Consider the following 18,967-nt stretch of genomic DNA (forward strand, 5'->3'; position numbering starts at 1 on the left):
GCGCTATCAGCATTATAATCCCATCATGTCCATCAGTACGCACTCTCTACCGGTAAGTCCGGCTTTGAAAATTACGGACTTCGGTTTAATCGATGTGAATCAGGGCAAGGTAGTCCCACTTATTATTCAATAGAGCAAATGATCAAGAAAAATAAAAATCGGTAGTGAATGTTCACTTTTGTGAACATTCACTTTTTTTAATTTCTACGTGGCTATTTAATTAGTATAGCTTGATACAGTTATCTTCATTTCCCTAAGAGTGTTTAGATAATCGGCAGTTTTTGATGGTTTGTTGAGTAATCCACACATCGTGAGGAGTTGATTATTGCAAGTATTTCGTTTCCGTTTAGAATAATAAACGTGAGTTGATTAAACAATCAAATTGAAGCAGGGAATAAGCATATTTTCGATCGATCAGTTAATGCTGGAAGGTAGTGGCTTTCTAAACGGGTTCCTTTGAGGGCAATTTTTAAAAGAGAGGTTCTGTTATTTTGCAAAAACGAAATCATTTGCTTATTTTTATTCTGACAGTAGGCGTTTTCGGCATCTTAAATACCGAAATGGGAGTTATTGGAATACTGCCTTCCATTGCGGAACACTATCATATAAGTATTTCCAAGGCAGGATGGTTGGTGAGTTTTTTTGCCATAGCTGTTGCAGTATCCGGGCCAACGATGCCGTTATTGTTTTCGGGGATCAATCGAAAGAAAGTCATGTTACTCGTACTTGGCGTTTTCGTAGCGGGAAATATAGTATCCATTTTTGCGTCAAGTTTTTCAATCGCATTAATTGCTCGTGTCATACCAGCCTTTTTTCACCCTGTCTATTGTTCATTAGCGTTCACGGTAGCAGCTGATTCGGTAAACGAGGAAGAAGCGCCAAGAGCAGTTTCCAAAATTCTTATTGGCGTATCGGCCGGCATGGTAATCGGTGTACCTATTGCAAGTTTTATTGCTAGTGCATCCTCTCTACAAATGGCAATGGTTTTCTTTGCTGTTGTAAATGTTGTGGTTTTCCTAGCTACGTTGATATTTATACCATCTATGCCTGTGAAGGATAGACTTTCTTACGGGGCTCAATTGTCTGTATTAAGAAAAACAATTACTTGGCTCTCCATTGTGACCGTCATTTTGTTCAATTCATCCGTTTTTGGCGTTTATAGTTATCTTGCTGAATATCTGAAAATAGTGTCAAATATGTCTATGAATACAATTAGTTTCATGTTGTTCATGTACGGCGGAGCCAATATAATCGGAAATGTGGTCGCAGGTAAATTGCTCACGAATCGTGCCATGAGATCTGTTGTCGCTTTTCCTTTTGTTTTGGGGGCTGTTTACATTGTGTTGTTCTTCTTTGGAAAGTTTAGCATTCCGATGGCCATCATTACATTAATCTGGGGTATAGTAGCGGGTATTGGAGGGAATATCAATCAATACTTAATGATGTCTGCAGCACCAGAAGCACCTGATTTCGCTAATGGCTTGTTTCTAACAGCAGCAAATTTAGGGACAACCTTGGGTACGGCTGTTGGCGGGTTATTTATCTCAGGAATGGGTATACAATACGTCGTAATGGTGGGATTACTTTCATTGGTATTGAGTTCAGTAACCATTTTGCTAAGAAGGTACATGTTTACCTCTACTCAACAACTTTCTAGATAAGGGCTTGCTATTTGAAATTGAAGGAGGGCTTATCATAAGCAATCATCCGAGTACGGAATGATGAACGAGATGTCGGAGCGAGGAGTGGGGGCCTACAAGTTGTCCAAACTTGCCCTTAATGGATTGACTCGATTGGTTGCCGTAGAAGTCCAGGGCGATATCAAAATCAACGCAGTCTGTCCGGGATGGGTAAGAACGGATATGGGGGTCCAGCAGCCCCTCGAAAGCCCAATCAAGCAGCGGAGTCTATCCTTTGGTTAGCGACGATTGGACCTGAGGGACCCCAKGGAGGATTCTTCAGAGATGGAAAAGCGATCAATTGGTAAGAGAGGCGCTGAGCGGCAGCTAGTAACCATTTAATAACAGGCGAAGCGGGTTGTGAGGTTTCGGGATGGGCGGTTGTTGTAAGAAACATACAGAAATAAAGAAATGGATTGCTGATTTTAAGGCAATCCATTTCTTTTGTTGATACAAGCTTATGCCAGCAGCGTATTTAATTGATTTGAATGTACACCTTGTCTGTTACCACTTGTACGGGATAGGTAGTCAATTGCTCACAGGCTGGCTTCCTACTGGCCTGACCCGTCGTATAGTCGAATCGGCCATTGTGCTTCGGACACTCAATCAAATGACCAATGACGAGTCCATTAGCGAGATGCACCTTCTCGTGTGTGCAAAAGCCATCAGTCGCATAATAGCCATTGTCCTGTGAGCGATAAATGGCAAAGGTTCGGTTCTCGTAATCGAACCGAATCACATCCTCTTGCTCAATGTCATTCACTGTGCATGCTTCAATCCAACCTTTTAATTGCATGTTAATTCCCTCCCGATAATTTCCGCCTCTGTTGGAGTACACTTCGCTGATCCATACTTGTAAGGCTGAGCTGAGGCTGGAAGAATACGCTGGATTGTATACCCAGGATCTTTGCCTTGACGAATCAAGGCATCCGTTACTTCCTTGACTGCCTCCCACACACTTCGATTCGGCTGAGGAAAGTCTTCCTTGAGTTCTTCGTGCAGCAGAGGCAGTGCATGATAAGGCACCATAGGAAACATGTGGTGTTCAATATGGTAATTCATATTCCAATACAGAAATCTGAAAATGGGATTCATATAGATTGTCCGCGAATTCAAGCGGTGGTCTAGAACATCTTCATGTAAACCGAGGTGTTGTAAGAGACCGAAAGTCAGCATTAAGGAAGCACCGTAAAAAGAAGGAAGGACAATGAACATAGCTGGTAAAATACTTCCAGTGAAGATACAAAGTCCAATGACAATTAAGAATATGAGGACATAGACCCGAGCTTCCCAGAACGTTTTACGAAATTCAGATGGTGGTAAATAAGTTCGTTGTTCCTCATCCACAATGCCAAAGCAATGAAAGAACATGCGCTTCATATCCTTGGGTCCGCCGTATAAATGAAGGAATTCCATGCCAATAATACGCCACACAGGTGGACGTGGTTGAGCGATCTCTGGATCCAAACCAACAATATATGTGTCGGTGTGATGCCGTGTGTGACTCCAACGCCAAGGCGTAGCGGGACGCAGCACCATGAAGGATGCGAGTTGATAGATAAGCTCATTCATCCATGAAGTTTTGAAGGCTGTTCCGTGACCACATTCGTGCCACCGCGAATCACCTGGAGAGGAGTAGAGGATGCCATATAGGAAAAATGCAGGCAGTGCCCACCAGGTGCCCCACGAATGATAGGCTAATATTCCCATACCAGTCAGGAGAGCGAACCAGATGAGTGTATCCCGAATCGCAGGTCCATCTCGGCGCTGCATAAGTTCCTTGAGTCGTTTGCGAGGGATGGGACTGCTGTACCATTCTGCTGAAGATAGTCCTTTTTCAATGGCGCGTTCTCGTTCTGGTCCTGTAAGACGGTAATCTCTAGGGTAACTTGTCTGAATACTCATGATAATCTCCTCCACTATAAGGTGGTTGCCATCATTGTGTGCGAAGAACGTCGCTCAACAAACCGGGTATCGACCCTGATTTTGGATGTTATTTCTAGCCCAACTTCGATAGATTCAATAACTAAATCTACGGCTAATTGAGCCATTCGCTGTTTCTCAACATGGATCGTTGTTAACTCAGGTGAAATGATTTGTGATTCTGTAATGTTATCAAATCCAATAACGGAAACTTCCTCTGGTATCCGAATACCAAGCTCGGTTAATGTTTTCATTGCACTAATCGCGATATAATCACATTCGCAAAAAAGAGCCGTCGGCAGGTTACGACCTGTCTCCAAGTAAGTTTTGATTTGGGCTTTCAGATTATCCTGTGATGAAAGCATTGTCGGTGCCACAGAAAAGCAGTGTTCTGGATTGATCTGTCTATCATATGCCTTAAGTGCTTCTTGAAAACCTTCTTTTCGCTCCTCGAAGTTATGGATATGAACATTTGAAGCTATATATCCGATTTCATGATGCCCCAATTTGCATAAGTGAGCCCCCGCTTGATAAGCACCCATCCTATTATTGATCCCGACAAAATGAACAGGTAATGTATCAAAACAGTTGTCAAGTACGACAAGTCGAGGGCTTAGCCGATTTGCGATTTCCAATATATCAACTGAGGTTAGGTTTGTACCAAGAACAATGACACCATCACTCTGATTATCCTCAGAAAACGTACGAATTTCTTGTTCGAAGTTGCCCATATTGATTGTTGAAAAAAGCAAAGAGTAACCTTTGGCCCGACATCGTTCTTCGATGAAATGAATCAATTCTCGAAAGAAAGGTTGCTGGTAGTACGCTTCGAGGACGATCCCTGAATTCGTAAACACCAAAAATGTTAAGGATTTCACGGAGCCTTCATTTGTTGATAATCTCGGCTTGGGTGCATAGCCGTTTTCTCGAGCGATTTCAAGAACGCGCTCTCGCGTTTCATTGCTTATTCCAGGTTTCCCACTAAGAGCAAACGAAACAGCTGATTTGGACACGCCTGCTAGTTTAGCGATATCTTCCATTTTCATATTAATTAATCCCCATTCGCTAAAGTTGTTTAGTTAGGTTTAGTTTATAATAGATTGATCATTTGTACAATAGGGGGAAACGATCTAACTAAAGATTATATAAAAATAAACTAAAGTTAGCTAAAAATGTGATTGACGCGTTAAAAATGCCGTGTTAGATTTGTTTTACATCATATTTTATTGAGTATTCACTAAAATAATTAAATTATTTGTTTAGTTTTGTTTATCGAATAGAACTAAACTTATGACTAAACTAACTGGGGGCATACAATTTGAAAAAGTTAAAACTTGGCTACGCACCTACAAGACGCTTTGTCTTTAGTGCAGAAGACGCTTTTAAGTACAAAGTACTTATTAAGGAGAAAATCCAAAGCTTTGGGCTCGATATCGACATCGTGGATCTTGAGGGAATTAATTCTGAAGGTCTTTTATACGACGACAATATTAACGCTGACCTCATTATCGAGCGGTTTCGTCAGGAGAAGGTTGATGCTGTTTTCTTCCCGCATTGCAACTTCGGTACAGAGGATACCGTTGCACGTGTAGGTAAAGCGCTAGGAAAACCTGTGCTCTTGTGGGGCCCGCGTGATGAGGCACCCCTCGAAGACGGGATGAGGCTTCGCGATACACAGTGTGGTCTATTTGCTACTGGTAAGGTTCTGAGACGTTTTAATGTGCCGTTTTCCTATGTAACGAATACACGTGTGAACGACCCTGTGCTTGAAAGAGGGTTTTCGAATTTTATTTCAGCGGCTAATGTTGTTCGTCAGTTCCGCGCACTTCGCATTCTGCAAATTGGTCCAAGGCCATCTTCGTTCTGGACAATGATGTGCAACGAAGGCGAGTTGTTGGAACGGTTTGGCATTGAGCTTTATCCGATTACACTCGTAGATATTCAGCGAGCATCCAAGCGTGTTGAGAACGGGAATTCCTCTGAATTAGCTCAAGCTATCGATTACATTAAAGCCAAACTGGATTGGACGGAGGTGACGGAAGCGGACGTAAGGCGGATCGCGGCATTAAAAGTCGCGATGAAACAATATGCCTTGCAAACAGGCAGTACAGCGATTGCCATTCAATGTTGGTCTTCTTTACAAGAAGCTATGGGTATCATGCCTTGCTTAGCCAATGCGATTCTGACAGATGAACAAATTCCGGTAACATGCGAAACAGACATACATGGTGCGATCACATCGGTCATGGTGCAAGCTGCTGCTATGAATCAAGCTCCAACTTTCTTCGCTGATTTGACGGTCCGGCATCCGGAGAATGCCAATGGTGAATTGCTCTTCCATTGTGGTAACTTCCCAGTATCACTTTCTGTAGAAGAGAAACCTAAACTACGCAAGCACTTTTTGTTCGATGATCATGCACCTGGAACACATGAAGGAGAAATTAAAGGCGGCGGTATGACGCTGGCTAGGTTCGATGGAGATCATGGCGATTATCAACTGTTTCTTGGGCGTGCTCATGGTATACAAGGGCCATATACGCGAGGTTCCTATGTATGGGTAGAAGTCAATGATTGGCCACTTTGGGAAGAAAAATTAGTCAAAGGACCTTATGTGCATCATTCTGTTGGGATTCATGCGAACGTGATTCCATCCTTATATGAGGCATGTCAATATATTCCTGGGCTGACACCGGATCCTGTAGATCCAACAGAAAGTGAAATTCAAGCATGGCTAAGAGGCAAGGGTTTGTAAGGAGGAGGTTGTAAATATGGAAATCAAAGCGCTGCAAGCCAAAGCAACACAAATCCGAATGGATTTACTTCAAATGATTGCGACTGCCAAAACAGGCCATACCGGCGGCTCACTTAGCAATACAGACATATTGACTGCCTTATATTATCGGATTATGAACATAGATCCTATGAATCCAAAAGCTGAAGACAGGGATCGGTTTATCTTGAGCAAAGGGCATTCCGTAGAATCTCTTTGGTCCATACTTGCGGATCGAGGCTTTTTCCCAAAAGCAGACCTCGCCACATTCAGCCAATTCGGCACAAAGCTTATTGGTCACCCCAATAACAAAGTGCCTGGTATCGAGATGAATACGGGGGCACTTGGCCATGGTTTGGCAGTCGCTGTAGGAATGGCGCTTGCTGCTAAACGTGATTGTGCGTTCTATCGGACTTATTGTCTTATGGGAGATGGTGAGCAAGCAGAAGGCTCGGTTTGGGAAGCAGCTATGGCAGGCGCTCATTATAAATTKGATAATTTAATTGCTATTATTGACCGGAATCGGTTGCAAATAAGTGGGTCAACAGAAGAGGTTATGGGGCTGGACCCACTTGAAGATAAATGGGTAGCATTCGGGTGGAACGTTATTTCAATCGATGGCAATGATATGAAAGCCTTGGTTGAAACATTTGCAGCAGCTCCAGCAGTAGCCGGTAAGCCAACATTAGTCATGGCGAATACAGTGAAAGGCAAGGGAGTTTCTTTTGCAGAGAATGTCCCCCACTGGCATCATCATGTACCAAATGAGTTAGAATTAGGGAGAGCACTAGCCGAGCTAACTGCAACTTTAGAGATACTTGAACAAAAGGGGGAGGTACGTTAAATGAACACGATTCCTAACCGCCAAGTGATTTGTGAAACACTTCTCGAGCTTGCCAAAGATGATCGTGACATTATGGTGCTTGCTAGTGATTCAAGGGGATCAGCAGCGATGGCACCTTTCGCTAAAGCATACCCAGATCAATTCGTTGAAGTGGGTATAGCAGAGCAAAATATCGTTGGGATATCTGCAGGACTGGCACACAGTGGTAAAAAGCCCTTCGTGACTTCACCAGCTTGCTTTCTGAGTATGAGAAGCATTGAGCAGATCAAAGTGGACGTTGCCTATTCGGGAACTAATGTAAAGCTGGTTGGTATTAGCGGTGGAGTTAGTTATGGCGCATTGGGAATGTCTCACCATTCTGTACAGGATATTGCGGTTGCACGTGCAATTCCAGGATTATCGGTTATTTTGCCTGCTGATCGGCATGAAACAAAACGTATGACTGAAGCACTTGTAAAGCATAACGGCGGTGTTTATATTCGCATCGGTCGGAATGCCGTTGAAGATGTGTATGAATCTCACGAATATGAATTTATTATCGGAAAGTCCGTAAGGATGCGAGAAGGAACAGATATCACAATAATTGCCACTGGAGAAACTGTTCGAGTAGCGCTTGATGTGCATGAGGAGCTAAAGCAGGTTGGCATGTCATGCAGGGTCATCAATATGCACACCATTAAACCACTGGATGAACAAGCAATTATTAAAGCTGCCGAAGAAACAGGACATATTATCACGGTAGAAGAACACAGCGTTCTTGGTGGACTAGGTGCAGCTGTAGCCAAAGTCATTGTTCAAAATCACCCGGTTCCCATGCGTATTATCGGTATTCCTGATGAACCAGCGATTGCTGGCAAAAGTACGGAAGTATTCGAGTATTATKGAATAAGCAAAAGTAATCTTAAGCAAATCGCATTAAAAATGCTTGGTAAACAGGAGTAAGTTTGATGAATAAATCATATTTGTTGGCTATTGATCAAAGTACATCTGGAACGAAGGCACTTATCGTTGATCGTGAGGGTGCCATAATAACGCGTAGTACGGTTTCACATACAACATTCTATCCACGACCTGGCTGGGTTGAACAGGATCCGATGGAGATTTATAACAATGTAAAACACTCAGCTCATGAAGCTGTACGCTCCGCTGGGATTGCTTATGAGGCTATTGCCGCCATGACGATTACAAATCAGAGAGAAACAGCTGTCATATGGGACCTTATGACTGGTCTTCCGGTCTATCATGCCATTGTATGGCAGTGCCAACGGACCGCAGATATGTGTGCTGCTTACAAGGCGACAGGTGCGGAGGATAGGGTAAGATCCAAAACCGGCTTAATGCTGGATCCGTATTTCTCGGCTGCAAAATGGCGATGGATTCTTGGGCATGTGGAAGGCATCCAGGATAAGATGGCTGCCGGACATCTTAGAGCTGGAACCATGGACAGCTGGTTAATATGGAAGTTGACTAAAGGTAACGTGCATGCAACGGATTACACCAATGCAAGCCGTACATCACTATTTAATAYTCATACATTAGAATGGGATGAAGAGCTCTGCAACCTTTTCGAAATCCCAAGCAGCTTGCTTCCTGAAGTTAAATCGTCAGATGATATATTCKGATACACAGAAGACCCAACTATATTCGGTGAAAATCGTGTACCAATCACGGGTGTCATTGGAGACTCTCAAGCAGCCCTGTTCGGAAATCAATGTTTCAATATCGGGATGGCTAAAGCAACCTATGGCACGGGGACGTCCGTGTTAATGAATGTGGGTAATAAGCCGGTTCAAGCTGGGAACGGATTAGTAAGTGCAATCGCTTGGGGGATTGGAGGAAAAGTAACGTATGCCGTTGAAGCTGTTATTCGCACCTCTGGTGATTGCTTGGCATGGGTACGTGATAATCTTGGATTATTCCGTACTTTCGAGGAAATGGAGGAATTGCTGCAAGAAGCTCCTGATAGTGAAGGCGTTTACTTCGTGCCGGCCTTCGTTGGACTCGGAGCACCCTATTGGGATTCTTACGCGAGGGCTTCAATTACTGGAATGAATCGAGGAACAACCAAAGCCCATATCATTCGGGCAGCTCTTGAAAGTATAGCTTATCAGGTCAATGATGCTGTTAATCTGATAGAGAATGAAACCCATGTTGAGCTTCAAGAATTGCGTGCCGATGGTGGAGCATCTGAGAATGTAGGCTTGATGCAATTCCAATCCAATCTGCTTGGCAAGAAAGTCGTTAAAACAGAAGTTGCTGAATTATCGCCTATGGGTTCCGCGTATATTGGTGGTGTCGGCATCGGATTCTGGTCCTCTTGGGAGGAAGTAATGACGATCAAATCGAATTATCAGATCTATTTGCCATTGATAGATGCGGAAGTACGGGACGTGTATAGGGCAGGTTGGAACAGAGCTATAGTTTCTGTATTGAGATAGAATGAGATTGTAATGCTGCATTTCATGTGACCATTTCGGAATTGAACATGGCGATCACTTCACTTCTTTTGAACAGAGGAGCCAGAGGTGATGTTGTGAACATTTTCAAAATGGTTTCTTCATTAAAGTGAGCGATATAGCTTCGCATAAATATGTACGTCATCGTCAAGTTTACTAGGATGGAAGCTCTTCAATCAAGGTTGCTGGATGCAAAGGAAGGCCGTTGAAATGAAGAATTTGAGGATCGTACAGAAAATGGCGCTTGGATACCTGCTACTCGTGATTCTGCCGATTATTGTGTTCGGCGGATACTTGTACAATCAGTTCTATATGGATGTCACAAAAGAGTATTCGGAAGGCAAGCAGAAGCTGGTCATTCAAGCTGGTGAAGGGTTCCGGTCGAGTCTGAATCAGGTGGAATCGATTCATTCTCTGTTCATGAACAATCAGCAGTTGATCGATTATCTTAGTGGCTACAATACTTCAGAGCTACAATCTGTATACAATTATCTCAAAGACATTCGTCCGCTATTTGTTTATGCGCAATCGCACCATAACGAGATTTCATCTATTAAACTGTATAAAACTTTAAACGAGGTCCGCTCCGTCAACGGTGAACTTGAGGACCTGAACCAATTGGATAAGAAGCCGCTCGCCTTGCTAAGCAATGTTAATGTTGATAAAGGAGTCTGGCAGCGTCACAGCGGATCCGATATCACCCTGCTTCCGAACTTGAGCTACTACCAACGTGTTTATAATAACAGCTATACGAAGCCGCTTGCTGTGTTGGAGATTATAACAAATGATTCATTGCTGCGAAATTTCCTCAAGGCGGTCGATGTCAATCAGAACATGCAAGTGCAGATTGTGCAAGGCGGTGATACAGTCTACATGAGCGGGGGGGAAGGGCTGTACGACGAACAGAATGCAGACTTGCTGGCTATGGCCGAAGGAAGCAATCAAGGCTACGCCTATTTGCGCAAACAGAGGATGATTGTGAACACGTTATCAATCCCTGAGCTTTCAATGACGTTCTACTTCTTCAGTCAGATGGATGAAGTATTCGTTGACATCCGAATCAAGGTGTTCATTCTCGCACTTTCGTTACTGGTTTCATTGGCAGTGCTGACGGGGATCTATTACGCGACGGCTACCTCTCTCGTTAGCCGAATTCTTGGTTTGGCAAAGCATATGCGACATGTGGACGAAAACAAGCTAACCTTTTACGTTGTTGGAACATCTAATGATGAAATTGACTTTCTGACCCGATCTTACAATTCACTTGTCCATCGCATTGACGAACTGTTAAATACCGTTCATAAAGCCGAGCTCATGAAGAGGGAGGCGGACTATCTTGTGTTGCAAGCTCAGATTAAGCCCCATTTTCTTTACAATACGCTTGAATCGATCCGTATGCTGGCTGAGATCAATAACGATCAGGAAGTGGTCAATGCGACATATACGTTTGGCAGGCTGCTTCGATATACGCTGAATTCCGGAGATAATGATACAATGCTGAGGCACGAAATCGATAATGTGCAGCATTATTTGGATATGCATAAGCTGCGCATGTTGGATCGACTACGCTTCTCCATTCAGATATTGACGAATATCGACGACATTCGCTGTCCGAGGTTCATTTTGCAGCCTATCGTGGAAAATTGCATCCAGCACGGCGTCGGGTGCATTCGCAAGTGCGGGGAGATCGATATCGTCATTAGACGAGAACACGCTGTGCTCTTGATCATTATCTCTGACAATGGGCCCGGCATCTCGGAGGAACGTCTGGAATTGATTCGAGGCGTTCTTGGCAACGAATTGGATCGACAAGCGCTGCAGAACGAGAATTCCGGCCACGGGTTATATAATGTTAGCGAACGTATTCGTACGTTCTACGGCGGACAAACGCGCATGCTTATTGAAAGTCGCGAAGGAGAAGGTACGACATTTACCTTGAAACTTTCAATAGCGGAGGGATAACGATTGCTAAATAAGCCCGCCTTTAGGCAAGGAGGAATAATCCTATGAAAATTATGTCCAGTATTCCTGATTTTGAAAATTTAAACATATTGCAACTAAACGCAGAGCGTCCGAGGGCGGCTTCTATCCCGTTCGCAAATGCACAAGCGGCTTTGGTGGACGGTCGAACTGCCTCCCCGTTTTATCGATGTCTGAATGGAGATTGGAAATTTCATTACTCGGAGAACCCGTTTGATACCCCGGAACGGTTTTATGAACAAACGTTTAACTGCGAGGCGTGGGATACACTCCCAGTTCCGTCGAATTGGCAGCTACACGGCTACGGAGTACCCTTATACAGCAGCAGCAAGTATCCGTTTCCGGTTGACCCGCCGTTCATTCCGAAGATGAATCCAACGGGCTGCTATGCTCGGATGTTTATTATCCCTGACAGCTGGATCGACAGATCTGTCATTCTCGCGTTTGACGGTGTGGATGCGGCATTTCATTTGTGGGTGAACGGTGAGGAAGTCGGCTTCGGTCAAGGCAGCCATAATCGGATGGAATTTGATATTACGCCTTTTGTCCGCTCTGGGGAGAACAAGCTAGCGGTACGCGTCTATCAATGGTCGACCGGCAGCTATCTCGAGGATCAAGATAAATGGCGATTGAGCGGGATATTTAGGGACGTATATCTGCTATCCGTCCCCATTGTGCATATGTTCGACGTTCGCATTCGGACTCGCCTCGACGAGACGTACCGGCAAGGTGTGTTGGAGCTTGCCGTCACCTTCATGAATCGATCTGACCGATCGGGAGAGTCTTGCGACCTTCATGCGGTTCTGCTCGGACCAGCGGATGAACTTGCAAGCGCAACGCTTGCCGTCGCTGCAACTAGTCCTCGTGCAGAAGCCGTCGTCCATGCCGAGTTTCCAGTAAGCGACCCTGAGCTGTGGTCGGCTGAGCAGCCTGCTCTCTATACGCTCCTGCTGACATTGATCGATGCAGAAGGTAAAGTGGCAGAAGCACATCGCTATACAGTTGGCTTTAGGGACGTGAAAGTGAAGGGGGGGCGTCTGCTCGTCAACGACAGGCCGGTCATCTTTCGCGGAGTGAACCGTAACGAATTCGATCCAGATCTCGGTCATGTAACGACGATGGAGGCGATGGTTCGCGACATTACGCTGATGAAGCAGCATAACATTAATACCGTTCGTTGCTCTCATTATCCGAACGATGAGCGCTGGCTCGATCTGTGCGATCAATATGGGCTGTACGTCATTGATGAAGCGGATTTGGAGACGCACGGTTGTGTATTTCTTGGAGAGATCAGTCGTTGGATCAACAATCCTGACGAAAAGACAGCTTACGAAAGCAGGTTGGCTGAGGATCCTGAGTGGAAGGAGGCTTTCCTAGATCGGATGGTTCGTCTAGTTGAGCGAGACAAGAACCATCCTTCCGTCATTGTCTGGTCCCTCGGGAATGAGTCGGGCTATGGTGACAATCACGACGCCATGGCTGCATGGACGAGAGAGGCGGATCCGACGCGTCCGATTCATTATGAACGGGCTAAGGATGCACCGATCGTCGACATCATCTCCTCCATGTATCCTTCGGTAGACATGCTGATCGCGGAAGGTGAGAAGGAGGAGACACGACCTTATCTGATGGTGGAATTCGGGCATGCGATGGGCAACGCACTTGGCAATCAGAAAGAATATTGGGATACCGTCTACCGATATCCCCGTCTTTGTGGCGGTTTGATTTGGGAGTGGACAGATCTCGCGATTCGCCACCGTGCGAGCGACGGAAGCCTCCAATACGCCTATGGTGGCGATTTCGGTGATAAGCCTCATAGCGGCAACTTCTGCATCGACGGATTGCTGTTCCCTGACCGTAGCCCCAAGCCCGCCATAATCGAATTCAAGAAGGCGATCGAACCGGTCACCGTTCATCCGGTGCAACCGGAGCAAGGCGTCTTACAGATAGGCAATCGTTATGATATTGTTTCGCTGAAACACCTTGCCATCCATTGGCGCGTGTATTGTGATGGCATCCTACTAGATGAAGGGGAGCTTGCACCGCTGGATATTCCGGCAGGAGGAGAGGAGCTGGTCACGATTCCATTCTGCACGCGCCCGACAGATGGACGCAGTGAATATTGGCTGCATGTCAGCTTCGTCCTGCGCGATTCCACGGATTGGGCGCAGGCAGGACATGAGGTGGCTTGGGCGGACGTGCCGCTGAACAATTCGGCTTGTTCGGAGTCTACCGCAGACACAGAGGTGTTGGCCGAAATGTCCGCTGTGGAGTACGATCGAATCATTCGCATTGACGGCGACGTCTTCACGTTGACGTTCGACAAGCTGAGAGGAGAAATAACGGCTTGGGATTATAAAGGTGTATCTTTGATCGCGCAAGGACCTCGCGTCAATTTGTGGCGGGCACCGATTGATAATGACGTCCATCTAGCGAAGAAGTGGCGTGATGCAGGCTATCATGAGCTTGAAGCCTACGTTCGCAATGTCGAGTTATTGACACTACAGGACGACACTGTCATTCAGATCAAGACGCGTTCCGTGCTCAGTGTTAAAGGCTTCCGGCCATTATTCCAAGTAGAGCAGCTATATACGATTCACGTCAGCGGGGAAGTGGAGCTGGAGAATCGGCTTGAACCTTTGAAGGAAGGACTGCCGCCTCTGCCAAGAGTGGGTATTCACTTCGTGATGCCGGAGCGATTCGATCGGTTCTCATGGTTCGGCCGTGGCCCGCACGAATGTTACGCTGATCGCAAAGACAGCGGGAAGCTTGGCGTGTACAAAGGAACGGTCGATGAGCAATTCGTGCCCTATATTAAGCCGCAAGAGAGTGGAAGTAAGGCGGACGTGCGTTGGGCTGCTGTCGCGGATGTAGACGGCGTTGGGCTGCTCATTGCGGGAGCGGGGATACCGCTCGGGCAAGTTGGTGTAAGCCGATATTCAACCCGGGCTTTGAGCGAAGCCAGGCATCATTCTGATCTAATCCATCAGGGCGAAGTGGAAATCAATGCCGATTGGAGACAATCGGGTATTGGCAATCATAGCTGCGGCTATGCCCCAACGTTGCCGTCTTATCTGGTGGCCCCTGAATCGACGGAATTTACGGTTCGAATGAAGCCTTTCTCAAGCGATGAGGCACAATGACCAATTTTACATGATGTATGTCGGTTATGATGGCATTGGCTATCAAACGGCATTACAAGCAATGATCTGCTGAGTTGGCGGAAGCATTATATTTTACCAACAATAAGTGATGGCAGTTGTGTGATAGATAATATGAATATGATAATTATTGGCGCTATTTACGGAAGGGGATAGGGTGCGGGGAGTACGTCTAACAAAGGCCTTGACGAGCATGACCGGGTTGTAAACGGTCGGCTTGTTTCGCGCGCACATTTTTTGATAACGTTCTAATTCAGAATATTAAGAAATGATATTAAAAATATTCACTTTCCAAATTTAGAAAATGCGGAATTTGATTACGCTTACAAAAACCTTAAAAATGATCGCTGGAATATAAGTTTTCAACACTATTCATGTCATTCTATCGACTATACAATAAAGTCATATTCTCCAAGCGGCAGCTTGAGTCGGGGGAAGAGGGAGGAGTGAGGATAGTTTGGAGCAGCTAACGAAGATAAGCACATCGCAACGGACACGGCAGCTCCCTGCGGTAAAACGATCCATCTGGCGTGAAATTGTAAAACAGAAATATGCTCATTTGTTTGTTTTAACGGGAATGCTGATTGTCTTCGTCTTCAATTACTTGCCGATGTTCGGCATTTTGATGGCATTTAAAAATTATTCCATCTCGAGCGGTATTCAAGGAATCTTTACTAGTGATTGGGTTGGGCTCAAATATTTCAAGGAATTTGTCCACGCTTACAATTTCGAACTCATTGTAACGAATACGCTGGCAATCAGTCTTTTGAAGTTGTTTTTTACCTTCCCGATGCCAATTATATTGGCCATTATGTTTAACGAAGTTCGGCTTCAGTTCTTTAAGCGTTTCGCACAGACAGTCAGTTACTTTCCTCATTTTATTTCGTGGATCGTTGTTTCCGGGTTGCTCGTTGTCTTCTTGTCAACCAATTCTGGAATTGTAAACGATTTATTGAAGGGATTAGGCATTGTAGAGAATTCGCTTCCATTCCTGTCCGGTCCGGAATATTTCTGGGGACTAGCCGTCACGACGGCAATGTGGAAAGAGGCAGGCTGGTGGGCGATTATCTTCCTCGCAGCGATCAGCGGTCTCGATCCTACACTGTATGATGCGGCCGAGATGGATGGAGCCGGTCGACTGCGCCGCATCTGGCATATCACACTCCCTGGCATTCGGGGCACGATTGTAGTCGTACTCATTCTGGCAGTAGGAAGCATGCTTGGCGGAGGCCTTGTTGGATCTAACTTTGAGCAATCGTACTTGCTCGGTAATGCGATCAATAATGAACGCTCGGAGATCTTGCAAACTTATGCGTTCAAGATGGGCTTAGCTCAAGGACGATATGCTTATGCGACGGCAATCGACTTGCTTCAGTCGGTTATCGCGATCATTCTTGTATTCGGAAGCAACTACTTGTCCAAAAAAGTCACCAAAAACAGCTTGTTCTAGCAGCGGAAAGGAGTCAAATATGCATCGCAGAACGATCGAAGACCGCATCGTTGATACAGTAAATATTAGTTTACTTGTCATCATTGCGCTGGTTACGATGTACCCCTTTTATTATTTAATCATTATTTCATTCAATAACGGGCTTGACACCTCGCTGGGAGGCATCTATTTTTGGCCAAGGGAATTTACGTTAAGCAATTATGAGAAGTTTCTCAGCGATCCGAAGTGGATAAAGTCTTTTGGCGTATCGGGGCTAAGGACAGTTGTCGGAGTGGGAGTCACGATCTTGTTTACGTGTTTGACAGCGTATGGACTGGCGTATCGTAAACTGGTGTTTCAAAAGTTCTATTTTTCATTTTTTATCATTGCCATGTACACGTCGGGCGGACTTATCCCMTATTACGTTGTACTGCGCAGCATAGGATTACTCAATACATTTTGGGTTTATATTGTTCCAGGTGCAGTGACGATCTTCTTCCTCATTATTGCGGTCTCGTTCTTCCGTGAGATACCTGCGGAGATGGAGGAATCGGCGCGAATAGATGGGGCTTCAGATTTAACCATTTTCTTAAAAATAATCATACCGGTCTCCAAGCCGCTAATTGCTGCAATGGGATTGTTTATAGGCGTAGGACAATGGAACTCATGGATGGATTCGGCTTATTTTGTCAACAAGGATTCGCTCCGGCCGTTAACCTACCGAATGATGGAAGTTATCAATCAAGGTATGGTTCCAACTGATATGGCTTCTGCGGAACGGGCTGCGGCCGTTACTGGTGTGACAACCTTCTCGATACAGGTTACAGCAATGGTAATCGCGGTTATACCGATCCTTCTCGTGTATCCATTTTTGCAAAAATATTTTGTACAAGGAATTATGATAGGTTCCGTAAAGGGGTAAGCAGCAGTAGGTTGATTCTGGTGTATGACGTTGTGGATCGCGGATTAAAACCGCAGAGACAAAGGTTTTATTCCGTTTCACAGCTAAACTATGGGGAAGATAAAAAGGAGGCAATTTCAATGAATAAGGTTTTTAAATCGAGTTGGTTGATAGCGCTTGCTGGGATGCTGTTGCTAACAGCCTGTACCAGCAACAATAGTGATGCTAGCAAAGAGAGTACCAAACCAGATGCCACTAAACCAGAAGCTACTAAACAAGTTGCAGAACAAAAAATTGTAGAGCTTAATGTATTCGTCAATATGCCATGGTGGTCGCTTAAGGACTGGAGCGGTAAGATACCGGAAGAAATTACAAAGAAAACCGGTGTTAAGCTGAACGTCCAGGTTGCTACGGATGATAAGCAGCTGCCGCTTCTGATCGCTTCAGGCGATTTGCCTGATTTGGTGTATACGGCGACTGATCTGACGCGTATGGCCGTCAGTAATGTATCCTATCCATTGGGTGACTTAATCAAGAAGTATGCGCCGGATTTCAAGATTAGCAAAGAACGTATTGGTGTCAACACGATGCCTGACGGCAACTTCTATACGATACGCAATGCATTCTCCACGGAGCAAGAATGGAAAGATAATCCGAAAGCAATACCAGGTGCGAACGGTATGACTTTCCGGCAAGACATTATGGATAAGATTGGAAACCCAGCGCTAAATAACTTGGATGATCTTACCTCGGTTCTGGGAAAAGTGAAAGCACAGTATCCGGATATGGTGCCACTCGTGTGGGATAAAGATCAAATCGGTCAAAATCTACGCATCAACTTCGGGTTGAAAAAGGGCAAAGGATTCGTGGACATAGACGGCGCTGCGAAATACTACCTGAAAGATAAAAACTATTTGAATTACTACCTGTACATGAACAATCTGTACCGTAATGGATATATGACTTCTGAGAACTTCACATTTAAGGACGCTCAGCAAGATGATCAATTGGTATTGAATGGTAAAGCCTTTGCCCATGGCGGAGGAAATGCAGATATGACTAACCCTCAATTAGAGAAACTTGGCGCAGCATTCAAAATGACGCAAGTGACGAAGCTGCTTAGCGACCAAGCGGGTATTCCGATGGGTGGATCCGGCTGGGCAGGTATGTACATAACGAAAAAGAACAAAAATCCAGAAGCTGCAATTAAATTCCTGCAGTACATGTACAGTGAAGAAGGACAAAAACTCGGACTTTACGGTATTAAGGGCGAAGATTGGGAATGGAACGAAGCAGAGAAATATCCGGTTATGAAATATGATTTCAACAACGCTGAAATCCAAAAGAAAATGGGCGTCGTTTGGTGGGGATTGATTGGCAGCAGCGGCGTTAACGAAGCGCTACAACGTTATACCCCGGGTTCTCAAATGACGAATTGGGGTCTTGCCACCAGAGCCGCGCTTAAATTTAACCCGGCACTGGGTCTGGTTGCTACAGAACCGGATACAGAAGAGCAAGTGATTGAAGCTCAAATCACAAACATGGTCTCGACCGAAGAATTGAAAATTTATTTGGCGGCTTCCGAAGCAGAAGCAAAAGCGCAATACGAAACAATGCTGAAGAAAGCTGAAAGTCTTGGACTAACGAAGCTAGAAACGTGGGCTACAGCGAAGTACAAAGAATATCAGAAAAACTTTTAATCGTATCTTGAGGTAACAGTAACAAAATTGGAAGATTGCCGATATGGCCGAAATGCTTAAGCGCATTTCGGCCATTGAGTCATTCATATTCTGTTTGTTAGGTATCCAAGGGGGTTTGGAAAAG

13 protein-coding genes and 2 pseudogenes are annotated in these 18,967 nt (G+C 45.1%); 12 read left to right on the plus strand and 3 right to left on the minus strand.

From position 1 onward, the window contains the following. The 3 genes and pseudogenes from AC1DLM_RS11175 to AC1DLM_RS11185 all read left to right on the plus strand — a co-directional run. Positions 1 to 133: adenine deaminase C-terminal domain-containing protein (locus AC1DLM_RS11175; protein ID WP_477570011.1), on the plus strand; the 133-nt coding region annotated here is incomplete at its 5' end. A gap of 358 nt (positions 134 to 491) precedes the next feature. Then, positions 492 to 1,661 carry an MFS transporter gene (locus AC1DLM_RS11180; RefSeq protein WP_477569936.1) on the plus strand — a complete coding sequence of 390 codons (1,170 nt, stop codon included), beginning with the start codon at positions 492 to 494 and terminating at the stop codon, positions 1,659 to 1,661. A 42-nt stretch (positions 1,662 to 1,703) separates the two neighbouring features. Then, positions 1,704 to 1,987 (plus strand): annotated as a pseudogene (locus AC1DLM_RS11185) (SDR family oxidoreductase); the annotation flags it as partial. Positions 1,988 to 2,154: 167 nt separating this feature from the next. On the opposite strand, the gene AC1DLM_RS11190 reads toward AC1DLM_RS11185, so the two are convergent. From AC1DLM_RS11190 to AC1DLM_RS11200, 3 genes are read right to left on the minus strand one after another with little or no spacing between them, the layout of a single operon-like run. Next, entirely contained in the window at positions 2,155 to 2,475 is a 321-nt protein-coding gene (locus AC1DLM_RS11190) for a MocE family 2Fe-2S type ferredoxin (protein WP_441989172.1), read from the minus strand. Beyond that, positions 2,466 to 3,584: a fatty acid desaturase family protein gene (locus AC1DLM_RS11195; RefSeq protein WP_441989173.1), complete on the minus strand. Its 1,119-nt coding sequence runs from the start codon at positions 3,582 to 3,584 to the stop codon at positions 2,466 to 2,468. The genes AC1DLM_RS11190 and AC1DLM_RS11195 overlap by 10 nt, the downstream gene beginning before the upstream one ends. Before the next feature lie 14 nt (positions 3,585 to 3,598). Beyond that, positions 3,599 to 4,648 carry a LacI family DNA-binding transcriptional regulator gene (locus AC1DLM_RS11200; protein ID WP_477569937.1) on the minus strand — a complete coding sequence of 350 codons (1,050 nt, stop codon included), beginning with the start codon at positions 4,646 to 4,648 and terminating at the stop codon, positions 3,599 to 3,601. Positions 4,649 to 4,920: 272 nt separating this feature from the next. Between AC1DLM_RS11200 and AC1DLM_RS11205 the strand changes: the two genes are divergently transcribed. The 9 genes and pseudogenes from AC1DLM_RS11205 (at position 4,921) to AC1DLM_RS11245 (ending at position 18,843) form a co-directional block, all read left to right on the plus strand. Further along, on the plus strand, positions 4,921 to 6,354 hold the full coding sequence (locus tag AC1DLM_RS11205) for an L-fucose/L-arabinose isomerase family protein (protein ID WP_441989175.1): 1,434 nt from the start codon (positions 4,921 to 4,923) through the stop codon (positions 6,352 to 6,354). Positions 6,355 to 6,361: 7 nt separating this feature from the next. Beyond that, positions 6,362 to 7,216 (plus strand): annotated as a pseudogene (locus AC1DLM_RS11210) (transketolase); the annotation flags it as partial. Further along, on the plus strand, positions 7,217 to 8,158 hold the full coding sequence (locus AC1DLM_RS11215) for a transketolase family protein (protein ID WP_477569938.1): 942 nt from the start codon (positions 7,217 to 7,219) through the stop codon (positions 8,156 to 8,158). It begins immediately after the preceding pseudogene. Positions 8,159 to 8,163: 5 nt separating this feature from the next. Then, the gene (gene glpK, locus AC1DLM_RS11220) at positions 8,164 to 9,654 is read left to right on the plus strand and encodes a glycerol kinase GlpK (RefSeq protein ID WP_477569939.1); all 1,491 of its coding nucleotides are present in this window, start codon (positions 8,164 to 8,166) and stop codon (positions 9,652 to 9,654) included. Between the two features lie 228 nt (positions 9,655 to 9,882). Beyond that, positions 9,883 to 11,634: a sensor histidine kinase gene (locus AC1DLM_RS11225; RefSeq protein ID WP_441989178.1), complete on the plus strand. Its 1,752-nt coding sequence runs from the start codon at positions 9,883 to 9,885 to the stop codon at positions 11,632 to 11,634. 44 nt (positions 11,635 to 11,678) lie between these two features. Continuing rightward, positions 11,679 to 14,795, plus strand: a complete 3,117-nt coding sequence (locus tag AC1DLM_RS11230) for a glycoside hydrolase family 2 TIM barrel-domain containing protein (RefSeq protein ID WP_477569940.1) — start codon at positions 11,679 to 11,681, stop codon at positions 14,793 to 14,795. 475 nt (positions 14,796 to 15,270) lie between these two features. Continuing rightward, positions 15,271 to 16,263 (plus strand): ABC transporter permease, encoded by a 993-nt coding sequence (locus tag AC1DLM_RS11235; protein WP_441989180.1) that lies wholly within the window; start codon positions 15,271 to 15,273, stop codon positions 16,261 to 16,263. Between the two features lie 19 nt (positions 16,264 to 16,282). Next, positions 16,283 to 17,164, plus strand: a complete 882-nt coding sequence (locus tag AC1DLM_RS11240; protein WP_441989181.1) for a carbohydrate ABC transporter permease — start codon at positions 16,283 to 16,285, stop codon at positions 17,162 to 17,164. Positions 17,165 to 17,283: 119 nt separating this feature from the next. Beyond that, a complete protein-coding gene (locus AC1DLM_RS11245; protein WP_477569941.1) occupies positions 17,284 to 18,843 on the plus strand; it encodes an extracellular solute-binding protein in 1,560 nt (519 codons plus the stop codon). The last annotated feature ends 124 nt before the right edge of the window (positions 18,844 to 18,967 follow it).

This window comes from Paenibacillus sp. 01T442 (assembly GCF_056398345.1).